This is a genomic window from Acaryochloris sp. IP29b_bin.137 (assembly GCF_028285745.1).
In the GTDB taxonomy this organism is placed as follows: Bacteria; Cyanobacteriota; Cyanobacteriia; order Thermosynechococcales; family Thermosynechococcaceae; genus Acaryochloris.
Genome location: NZ_JANQOP010000049.1, coordinates 1 through 9,973, shown reverse-complemented (window position 1 = coordinate 9,973; position 9,973 = coordinate 1). Strand labels below are relative to the sequence as shown.

At 50.0% G+C, this 9,973-nt stretch carries 11 protein-coding genes; 8 read left to right on the top strand and 3 right to left on the bottom strand.

The window, feature by feature from the left end:
* On the top strand, window positions 1-205 hold a 205-nt coding region (locus tag Q0991_RS04205; RefSeq protein ID WP_299485806.1), incomplete at its 5' end, for a hypothetical protein.
* A gap of 27 nt (window positions 206-232) precedes the next feature.
* Here the strand turns inward: Q0991_RS04205 and Q0991_RS04200 are convergent.
* Window positions 233-1,960, bottom strand: coding sequence for an ABC transporter ATP-binding protein (locus Q0991_RS04200; RefSeq protein ID WP_299485804.1), 1,728 nt, complete (start codon window positions 1,958-1,960; stop codon window positions 233-235).
* Window positions 1,961-2,112: 152 nt separating this feature from the next.
* Between Q0991_RS04200 and Q0991_RS04195 the strand changes: the two genes are divergently transcribed.
* Together Q0991_RS04195 and Q0991_RS04190 are read left to right on the top strand one after the other, a co-directional pair.
* On the top strand, window positions 2,113-4,356 hold the full coding sequence (locus Q0991_RS04195) for a PBP1A family penicillin-binding protein (RefSeq protein WP_299485802.1): 2,244 nt from the start codon (window positions 2,113-2,115) through the stop codon (window positions 4,354-4,356).
* A 90-nt stretch (window positions 4,357-4,446) separates the two neighbouring features.
* The gene (locus tag Q0991_RS04190; RefSeq protein WP_299485800.1) at window positions 4,447-4,839 is read left to right on the top strand and encodes a cytochrome c; all 393 of its coding nucleotides are present in this window, start codon (window positions 4,447-4,449) and stop codon (window positions 4,837-4,839) included.
* Here the strand turns inward: Q0991_RS04190 and Q0991_RS04185 are convergent.
* On the bottom strand, window positions 4,836-5,132 hold the full coding sequence (locus Q0991_RS04185; RefSeq protein WP_299485798.1) for a DUF3593 domain-containing protein: 297 nt from the start codon (window positions 5,130-5,132) through the stop codon (window positions 4,836-4,838). The genes Q0991_RS04190 and Q0991_RS04185 overlap by 4 nt on opposite strands.
* A gap of 11 nt (window positions 5,133-5,143) precedes the next feature.
* The gene (locus tag Q0991_RS04180) at window positions 5,144-5,452 is read right to left on the bottom strand and encodes a DUF2499 domain-containing protein (protein ID WP_299485796.1); all 309 of its coding nucleotides are present in this window, start codon (window positions 5,450-5,452) and stop codon (window positions 5,144-5,146) included.
* 71 nt (window positions 5,453-5,523) lie between these two features.
* Here Q0991_RS04180 and csaB point away from each other — a divergent pair, with 71 nt between their 5' ends.
* From csaB to Q0991_RS04155, 5 genes are all read left to right on the top strand, one after another.
* The gene (gene csaB, locus Q0991_RS04175; protein WP_299485794.1) at window positions 5,524-6,564 is read left to right on the top strand and encodes a polysaccharide pyruvyl transferase CsaB; all 1,041 of its coding nucleotides are present in this window, start codon (window positions 5,524-5,526) and stop codon (window positions 6,562-6,564) included.
* The gene (locus Q0991_RS04170; protein WP_299485792.1) at window positions 6,561-7,820 is read left to right on the top strand and encodes a glycosyltransferase; all 1,260 of its coding nucleotides are present in this window, start codon (window positions 6,561-6,563) and stop codon (window positions 7,818-7,820) included. Before csaB ends, Q0991_RS04170 begins: the two co-directional genes overlap by 4 nt.
* Before the next feature lie 106 nt (window positions 7,821-7,926).
* Window positions 7,927-8,262, top strand: a complete 336-nt coding sequence (locus Q0991_RS04165; RefSeq protein WP_299485790.1) for a hypothetical protein — start codon at window positions 7,927-7,929, stop codon at window positions 8,260-8,262.
* A gap of 68 nt (window positions 8,263-8,330) precedes the next feature.
* Window positions 8,331-9,536, top strand: a complete 1,206-nt coding sequence (locus Q0991_RS04160) for a COR domain-containing protein (RefSeq protein WP_299485788.1) — start codon at window positions 8,331-8,333, stop codon at window positions 9,534-9,536.
* 236 nt (window positions 9,537-9,772) lie between these two features.
* Window positions 9,773-9,922 carry a hypothetical protein gene (locus Q0991_RS04155; protein ID WP_299485786.1) on the top strand — a complete coding sequence of 50 codons (150 nt, stop codon included), beginning with the start codon at window positions 9,773-9,775 and terminating at the stop codon, window positions 9,920-9,922.
* Window positions 9,923-9,973 lie beyond the last annotated feature (51 nt).

The window sequence follows — 9,973 nt, the reverse complement described above, 5'->3', positions numbered from 1 at the left end:
GAGAGAGATTAAAGTGCGAACTCAACCCAAAGGGGTTATCTCCCAGAAGCCCTACCTTATTAGCTTTTCAGCCTTTCGTGTAGGAACGGGTCGCACACTCGGTATTCTCGTGAAATCCTTTGCTGGCGTCAAAAGACCCGCCGTCTTAGTTCGACAACGGGTCAAATATAGTGGTCTGAGAAAAATCAATCAGAGCCATCTATGAGGTGCACTATAGGTAATATCTTGAACCCTATCCCCTCAACTGCTTCGCATACAGGCTGGCATAGCGGGAGTGAACATTAGCCATTAGCTGTTGATGGGTACCTGATTCAATAATGTGGCCTTCTTCAAGCACGACAATACGATCTGCGTTAAGAACGGTCGTGAGACGATGGGCAATCAGGATAACTGTGCGACTGCCCATGAGGTTCTCCAGGGCAGTCTGAACCAACGCCTCTGACTCCGTATCCAAAGCAGAGGTGGCCTCATCCAAAATCAAAATGCGGGGATTATGAAAGATGGCTCGTGCGATCGCAATTCGCTGTCGCTGTCCCCCTGAAAGCGTCGTACCTTGTTCTCCTAAATAGGTATAAAAACCCTGGGGCAGTTGCTGAATAAATTTGCTGGCATTGGCGATTTCAGCAGCTTTCTGGACTTGGGCTAAGTCAAAGTCAGCCTGACCATAGGCAATATTCTGGCCGATCGTACCTGAGAATAAATAGGTGTGCTGCGGGACGATACCAATCTGCTGATACCAACTCAGTCGAGTAATGGTTTGCAGATCAATCCCATCTATCAGAATTTGGCCTGCCAAAGGCTGATACAGGCGCAGTAACAGATGAGCCAATGTTGATTTTCCTGCACCGGATGGACCGATCAGGGCTACGGTCTCTCCGGGTTGCGCCTGAAAACTCAGATTCTCGAAAACAGGCTGCTGAGGATGATAGGCAAAGGACACATGGCTAAATTCCACCGCACCTTTAATCTGGGGCAATGGCTTTGCATTCTGGGGTTCAGGGTAAGGAGGCAGGTCAAGGAGGGCCTGGACGCGGTCGATAGAAGCTTGTCCCTGTTTGAACTTGTTGTAGTTTTCAGTGATTAGGTTGATTGGATCAATCAGTAAGACTGCCGCCGCCACAAAGCTAATAAATTGGCTGGGCGTCAGCTGCCCCAAACTGATCTGCCATCCCCCCAAGAGAAAGAGTAGCGAGACTGCGATCGCTTCAATAATGCCAACAATCGGATATTGAATCGCTTTAATCCGTTCAACTGCAAACGTGGCCTGACGGCTTTGTCGAGCCACCTGCATAAAGCGCTCCATTTCATAATCTTCGGCTCCATAGGCTTTCACCACTGCTATACCGCTGAGGGTCTCTGTCAGGAGGCTAGCCAAGTGGGCCATTTGGGTTTGGCTGCGACGGGCAAAGGCTAATAAGCGCTCGCCAAACCAACCGATCACCCAGCCCACCAACGGGGCCAGCACCAAAGCAGCGACCGTCAAGGGCCAATTGAGATAGACCATATAGGCCAGAACCGCTACAAGCTGGAGGGCACAAGGTAGGGATTGATGAAAGAGTTGATTGAGAATTTCGCCAATTCGATCAATATCTTCTGTTAACCGATAGACCAAATCTCCAGTGGCGGCCTGCTGAAAATAGGGCAGTTCTTGCTGTTGCAGTTGGGCATAAACGCGACGACGCAGGTTCAGCGTAATATCAAAAGCCACTTGGGCCATCAAGACATCTTGACCATATTCAAACCCACCTCGAATCACAAAAAACAGGCCGACAACGGCAGGTAAATAAAGGAGGGCCTGTAGGTTTTGATCGCCCACATACTGGGCCGCTTGACCGATCAGAAAGGCAATCATGGGCATGGACAGCACATAGACCACCGTGCAGGCTAAGGCGAGGGTCAATGATCGCCAATACACCCTGATATGGGGGAAAAGTGCTAAATAGGAGAGACGAGCGTTCAATACCAATTCAGTCCATCACAGCAGCATTCGACATCAGCCCAGTAGGATAGAGAAATAGCCCTCTGTGCCATGCATAGCTTATAAGATCAAACCTGAAGAACCCCTGTACGACGCACTCTCCGAGCCATCAAACTGACGATTGAGATTTGCCCATGACATCTCCAAAACCTTCGCCGTCTAAAACCTTTCTAGGGAATGTGACGCAGGTGGTTCGTACCATTCAAGCCAAAGCAGATCTGTCAAAGCTTACCCTGAAGCGGAATGCTCGGGTACCAGAGTTAAAAATAAATTCCGGTGAAGGGGAACCGCAAAGCTATCCTCTGATTAGCGATCGCTATATTATTGGCCGCAGTGCCCGCACCTGCGACATTGTGATTCGTAACCCCATTGTCAGCCAGGTGCATGCCTCAATTCAGCGGGATGGCAAACGCCGCACCTTTTTGATCCGGGATGAGCAATCCACCAACGGTATTTTCCGCCGCAAGCGTCGGGTGGACTCCCATGCCTTGCGCCACAAGGATGTCCTGACCTTAGGCCCTGCTGCCTTAGAAGCCGCAGTCAGTGTGGAATATATTGATCCACCACCCTGGTATGTGCGGGGCATGCGCTATCTTCTCTATGGCACTGCAGGTGTCGTGGGTTTAACCCTAATCTTGGTGGCTGCTGAATGGCAGAAATTCAACGTTCGCCCTTTACCCACCACCAACCAAGGGCCCATCGTCGTTCTGTCCCGAGACCAAACGCCTTTGGCACGCCGTCGGGATACGGTCCATGGGGAGTTAAAAAGTCTGGATGATTTTTCCCCCCATATTGTGAATGCTCTACTGGCTTCGGAAGATAGCCGATTCTACTGGCATATGGGAGTCGACCCGATTGGCATTGTCCGGGCGGTGATTACAAATGTGGCTGGGGGCAGCGTTCGGGAAGGTGCCAGTACCATTACCCAACAGTTGGCCCGCAGCGTCTTTCGTAGCTATGTCGGTAGTGAAGACACCCTAGACCGAAAATTCCGAGAAGCCGTCGTTGCTCTTAAGTTAGAGACTTACTACAGCAAAGACTTTTTGTTATTGACGTATCTAAACAAGGTCTATTTAGGAATCTATGCTAATGGGTTTGAAGATGCGGCTCGCTTTTACTTTGATAAGTCAGCCAAAGACTTAAGCATTGCCGAATCTGCTACCCTCGTAGGCATTTTGCCTGCTCCCAATGCCTTTAACCCTGTCCAGGATTACAATGCGGCTCTAGAATTCCGTAATCGAGTTATTACTCGCATGGCTCAGCAAGGGCGAATTAGCCAAGAAGACGCCAACCGTGCCCGTCGTTCCCGCATCGAAATTAGCCCCAAAGCCCGCGAAGAGCTGCAAAGTGTAAAGGCTCCCTACTACTACAGCTATGTCTTTGACGAGCTAGAGGAATTATTAGGGGCTAGTCTGGCCCAAGAAGGCAATTTTATTGTCACTACTAATTTAGATCTGGCGGTTCAAAATACGGCTGAACAAACCCTGGCCAATGCCGTCGCTACCTCTGGATCAACCTTTGGCTATTCCCAAGGGGCGTTACTCACCGTGGATTACGAAGCGGGGGAAATTATTGCGTTGGTGGGCGGCACCGACTTTAGTAAAAGTCAGTTTAACCGCGTTACCCAAGCCCAGCGGCAGCCAGGGTCAACCTTTAAGCTATTTGGCTATACGGCAGCCGTGGATGCCAATATCTCCCCGAATAAAACCTATTCCTGCTCTCCGTTGACGTGGCAGGGGCAGACCTTTACGGGCTGCCAGAATGGCGGCAGCGGCAATATTGATATGTTTCGAGGGTTTGCCCTGTCCGAGAATGTGGTGGCTTTGCGCGTGGCCCAAGATGTGACCATTGCCAGAGTGATTCAAACGGCGCGCCAACTGGGAATCACCTCTCCCTTGCAGGCGGTTCCCGCCCTGGTATTAGGGCAAAGTGAAGTAACGCCTCTGGAACTGACACGGGCGTTCGCTATAGTGGCCAATCGTGGTCGTCGTCATACCCCCCGAGCGATTCGCCAGGTGCTTGATGCAGGGGATTGTAAAGATTCCCGTTCTATTTCGACCTGCCGGGTCATCTATGATGGCACCCAAACTGCCAGCACTCAAGTGCTCGATCCTGGGGTTGCTGTGGTGATGCAAGATATGATGCGCCAAGTGGTCCAATCTGGGACGGGGCGAGGTGCTGCGGTTGCTCAAGGGGCTGCTGGGAAAACGGGCACCACTAATTTGGGCCGAGATTTATGGTTTGTGGGTTACGTGCCTCGCCGTAACCTGTTGACAGGAATTTGGCTCGGCAACGATGACAATAGCCCTACATCAGGTAGTAGTGCCCAGGCGGCGGCTGTGTGGGGCGACTATATGCGGCAAATCATCAATCAATGACGGGAGGTAAAGCTGAAGGTTATATTAAGATATGTTATCCATTCTTACAAAAAATCTTAAGATTAAGCCGTAATAGTCCTTGAAACGCTTTTGGAAGATCCTGCAATCAAATCAGAGCAAACCCTGAATCCTGACCTCAATGTTCAAAAAGCATTATTGGTCGCTCTCAGCTGGTTCCTTGTGATCGCGGTGATCATTGGTGCTGTGTACCAGCTCCGTCTGTCAGATCCCTATGTGCGCGATGTGTTGCATCATGAAGGCACCGTTGCTCAAGGGAATGCTATTTTTCAGCTCAACTGTTCGGGTTGTCACGGCACTTCAGGGGCTGGCAAAGTCGGTCCCAGCCTGCATCGAGTTGCTGCGCATCGATCACAAGTGGGTTTGATTTATCAAATTACGAGTGGCAAAACACCACCGATGCCCAAGTTTCAAGCCAATCCCCAAGAGATGGCTGATTTACTGGAATATTTGAAAACCCTTTAATCTGATTCCTGTTGGGTTTGCAGAATGGCCTGACGGAACCCCAACACAATCACAATATTAGATAGGGTCAAAAAGACTTCTGCCGAACCGTGGAGCCAATCGACATTGGCTAAGGAAACCCCATAGGTCTTGAGGGCATAAATGCCTGCTGGGACGGTAACGGCAATAAATAGCAGAGTTAGGTAAAACCCAATCAACGCCAATCGAGGGGCTTGACCCGAGCGGGTTAAAAACCACAGAAACCCTAGGTAGGGAATCAGGGAAATAGCAAAGAGTGCGTCTTTAGTAGCCATGGATAAACAGATTAAGCATCGGGGTTGGGCTGGCGTTGGGACCAGAGCAGGGCAGCCGCACCACAGAGGGTGATATTGCCGAGAACGGTCATGGATGCTTGCAGGGTAACAAGCCATTCCAGCTCGGCAGGGTTGTCAAAGAAATGCCAGGTACAGGCACACATTGCCCCTACTAACGCAGGCAACATTGCTAGAGAAAACCACCGCCATGTAGGGTTTTGGCTGACTTCGCTATAAGTCCAAATCAGCCAAATAGCCATAATCCACTCGATGACGCTGGAGACGTGAATAATCCAGGTGGGAATTGAGAGGGCGTGCATAACCGATACATGAATAAGGGGCTGTCTAGGATAATCTTACAGAAGATTGGATTGGGAGAGGTCTGAAACCGATGCGGGCAATTTTAAGTGGCTACTATGGTTTCGGCAATGGCGGCGATGAAGCTTTGCTCGCGACCCTACTGCAAATGCTGCCGAAGGAGGTGTCGCCCTTGGTGTTGTCTGCTAATCCCAAGCAAACGGCACGACAGTATCAGGTGGAGACGTGCGATCGCAATAATTCGATCCGTGTGTTTCAGGCCATCCAACAGTCTCAAGCCTTTATTTGGGGCGGCGGCAGCCTAATTCAAGATGCCACCAGTGCCCTCAGTCCGGTCTACTATATTGGCCTGATGGGATTGGCCCAAGGATTAGGCTTAAAAACCATTGCCTGGGCTCAAGGCATTGGCCCCCTCAAGCGCAAAAGCATTCAAGTTCTGGCTCGACGAGCATTTCGCAACTGCTCTGCGGTAAGCGTGCGCGACCCAGCCTCGGCTAAATATATCGAAGATTGGGGAATTCCTTACCAAGTTGCCCCTGATCCAGTCTGGAATTTAGCCGCTAAACCGGTGGGATGGGTGGATAGGCTGCCATCACCTAAGGTGGCATTGGTGTTAAGGTCGCATCCCCAACTCACTCCCCCTCGTTTGCAAAACCTGACCACAGCTCTGCTCAAGTTCCAAGCTCAAACCCAAGCCCAAATCCTGATTGTCCCGTTTCAAGCCACCCAGGATTTGGAGATTGCCCAATCTATCCACGACCAAATTCCTGACTATAGTTCACTGATTCGTTTGACCAATCCCAGTGACTTGAAGGGGGTGTTCCAAACCGTCGATATGACCATTGCTATGCGCCTTCATGGGTTAATTATGGCTGCTGCCGAGGGTAACCGCTGTTTTGCCCTCAGCTATGACCCAAAAGTTCGCCAGTTTATGCAAGCCCAACAGTGTCCCGGCTGGGATTTAGATCAAATCCCTGACGACCCAGAGGTGATTTGCCAAAGCTGGCTGGAGCATTTTCATAAGGGGACAGCCTTGTCGAGGGATGAGATTGCCAATCGCACTCAGCACGCCCTGAGCCACCAACAGGTTTTGCAAGAGACCCTGCTCTCATGACAAAAATCACTATCCTGACGATCGGCTCCCGAGGAGATATTCAGCCTTTTTGTGCCTTAGCCCTGGGTCTGATAGCCAAAGGTTATTTGGTAACGTTAGCGGCTAGCTTTAACTTTGCAGATTTTGTTCAAGAGCTGGGTATCCCCTTTGCCCCCATTGCAGGTGACTTTCGACAGCTTCTATCCACACCAGATGGGCTGGCCTTGCTCCAGGGCAATACAAATGTCACTTTAGTCGATGATCAATTGCGGTGGCAGCAATATTACGATGCCTGGAATGCTTGTCAGGGGAGTGACTTACTAATTTTTGCCCCCTTAGCGGCTTGGGGATATCACTTGGCTGAAGCACTCAATATTCCAGCTATTTTGGTTACGCCAATCCCCGTTACCGCCACCCGTTCTTATCCGTTTCTCAAATTTGCCGATGCTTCCCAAGGGACATTAGCCAGTTATTTCAACGTCTTTACATTTCGATTGGTAGAGTTTCTCTCTTGGCAAAAAAGCCGACTACTGATGAATCAGTTTAGGCAAGAGGTACTGCAGTTGCCTCCTCTCTCACGAATGGGAAAACGCTATCGTCGCTCCCACCCACCCCACCTATCACCACTCCCTGTTCTCAACTGTTACAGCGAGGCAGTCTTGCCACCACCCTCGGATTGGCCATCTCATGTGCATCAGGGCAGTTATTTATTTCTGGATAATTCAACGCATTACACGCCCTCTCCTGAGTTGCAATCATTTCTCCAAGCTGAGCCAAAACCCTTTTATATTGGCTTTGGTAGCATGATGGCTTGCAATCCTGAAATGATGGTTGACGCTATTATCACAGCCCTCCGTAAGACTGGACAGCGCGCTATTCTCTGTACGGGTTGGGGAGGATTTACAACCACAGAAGTGCCTGATTTTCTCTATGTGACTCAGGAAGTACCTCATGATTGGCTTCTACCCCAGGTAACTGCTGCCATCCACCATGGTGGATCGGGTACAACTGCCGCCACACTCAGGGCTGGAACGCCTTCTATTGTTGTGCCGTTTTTTGCCGATCAGCCTGCTTGGGGAAAACGGCTAGAACAGTTAGGGGTTGGAACTGCACCACTTTCTTTTGCTGAGTTAACAGCTGAAACTTTAGCTACCAGGATTCAGGCCATTACTGACACTCCATCCATGCAGCACAAAGCCCGAGAACTCAGTCGACAAATTCAAAGTGAAGATGGAGTGGTTATGGCAATTGAAGTGATCGAGCGTTATCTTCAGTAGACGGAATGATTTAAAGTGCTGTCCACTATCCAAAGACTTTCTGGGAATTATCATCTATTTTCTGTTAATGCACCTATAAATAGGTGGGTAACGATAAAAATTGACGATGACTTCTAACGAAGGATATCAAAAAGCTCAGCAACGGATTGCAGAAGCCAAAAGGACAGCGGCATCTGCTCTGGACCTGAGTAATTTAAAGCTGACGCAGGTCCCCAAAGAACTCGGACAACTCGCCAATCTGACTCGGCTTGACCTCTCCCACAATCAACTGACGCAGGTCCCCAAAGAACTCGGACAACTCGCCAATCTGACGGAGCTTTACCTCTACCAAAATCAACTGACGCAGGTCCCTAAAGAATTCGGACAACTCGCCAAGCTGGCGACGCTACGCCTTGAAAATAACCCGCTCAATCCTGAGCAGCAGCACAAAAACAAGGACTGAAGAGCATCCTTACCTATTTACAGGCCCAAGCAGAGCGCCAAATTATATTAAATGAAGCCAAGCTTATTTTGATTGGCGAAGGCGAAGTCGGTAAGACCAGCTTATTGGCATCACTTCGGGGTGATCCGTGGGTCGAAAATCGAGCAACAACTCATGGCGTTGAAGTCGATATCAAGTCCCTCGTCGTTCAAGATACCCACAGCGGCACAGATATTACCTTTAATGGCTGGGACTTTGGGGGCCAAAGTATCTATCGCCATACCCATCAGCTTTTTTTCACTGCCCCCGCAATCTATCTTGCCGTCTGGAATCCTCGCCGTGGCCCAGAGCAATGTCGGGTGGATGAGTGGATCAAAATGGTCAAACATCGCGCCTATGACGATGCCCAGCCCGAAGCCAAACCCTATATTTTTGTCGTAGCAACCCACGGTGGCCCCAACGAACGGCTCGATCATATAGATGAGCAAGCCCTCCGCGACGAATTTGGGGACTTAATTGTCGGATTCCACCATATCGATAGCAAAACTGAGTTTCAGCTCGATGATCTTAAACAGTGTATTGCCCAGACTGCAGCAAAAATCCCCCAAGTCGGGCGTGCTGTGGCTGCGAGTTGGCAACGAGTGATAGAAGCAGTTCGTGAACGCAGCCAAACCGAACCCTGGATTAAATACGAACAGTTTCAAACTCTCTGCACCGAACAGCAGGTAGATTTAGACTTAGCCAAAACCTACGTAGCCATCCTCAACGAGTTAGGCCACCTGATTCACTACAGTACCGATCCGACCCTCAAAGATACCGTTATTCTGAAGCCCGAGTGGTTGAGTAAAGCCATCAGTTTTGTTCTAGAAGACCCACAGGTCAAAGCCCAGAATGGCCTTGTTCGCCATAGTCGTCTCAGCCAATTGTGGAATGACTCAGCCCGAGGCGATGATCGCTATCCCCTCGAATTGCATCCCGTCTTTTGCAAGTTGATGGAACGCTTCGATCTGTCCTATCAGGTCGAACTGCCCGATGCGGAAGCCCAAACCACCAGCCTAATTGCCCAACTGGTCCCTAGCAAACGACCGGCAAACTGGGAGCAAGACTGGGTATTGCAACCCGGTGATACAGAGCGAACCCAAGTCTGTCGTCTGATCGACAAAGAAACCGGACGCACCGTAGAAGCCGAAGGCTTGATGTATCGCCTTATTGTCCGCCTCCATCGCTATTCCTTGGGCCGTAAGAACTACTACATAAGAACTACTACAATAGTCGCCACTGGAAAAATGGCCTGATTCTGGACGACGAATTTAACGGTCGTGCCTTTATTGAAGAAATTGGTGGCGATCTCTATGTCACCGTCCGTGCCGCTTACCCCACTGGCTTTCTCGGGCATCTCTGTGCCGAAATTATATGGCTCGTTAAATCTTTCTGGAAAGGCATTGACCCTCGCCTCTATATTCCCTGCCCTACCCAAACCTGTAAAGGATTGCTAGAGCGGGAGGAAATCCTAGAGTTCAAGAATCAGGGCATGCCTAAAGTGCGCTGTGCCGTTTGCAAAACCTTCCACCCCATTGATGGGTTAATGGCCACCACCACTGCCAAACCGGAATGGCAAGACGCTGTATCGGAACTATCCCTCTTTTATCACTTTAGACAGAGAGAAAGTCAGGATGCTTGAGCAATTTCCTCACCAGTGGACAGCAAAATGTCTCCATCCTAGATGTGAGTT

What these genes read in the sequence shown, in the direction of transcription:
- csaB (WP_299485794.1), top strand. Translation starts at nt 5,524, where the DNA reads ATGCGGGCAATTTTAAGTGGCTACTATGGTTTCGGCAATGGCGGCGAT.
- Q0991_RS04195 (WP_299485802.1), top strand. Translation starts at nt 2,113, where the DNA reads ATGACATCTCCAAAACCTTCGCCGTCTAAAACCTTTCTAGGGAATGTG.
- Q0991_RS04170 (WP_299485792.1), top strand. Translation starts at nt 6,561, where the DNA reads ATGACAAAAATCACTATCCTGACGATCGGCTCCCGAGGAGATATTCAG.
- Q0991_RS04185 (WP_299485798.1), bottom strand. Translation starts at nt 5,132, where the DNA reads ATGGCTACTAAAGACGCACTCTTTGCTATTTCCCTGATTCCCTACCTA.
- Q0991_RS04155 (WP_299485786.1), top strand. Translation starts at nt 9,773, where the DNA reads ATGCCTAAAGTGCGCTGTGCCGTTTGCAAAACCTTCCACCCCATTGAT.
- Q0991_RS04180 (WP_299485796.1), bottom strand. Translation starts at nt 5,452, where the DNA reads ATGCACGCCCTCTCAATTCCCACCTGGATTATTCACGTCTCCAGCGTC.
- Q0991_RS04165 (WP_299485790.1), top strand. Translation starts at nt 7,927, where the DNA reads ATGACTTCTAACGAAGGATATCAAAAAGCTCAGCAACGGATTGCAGAA.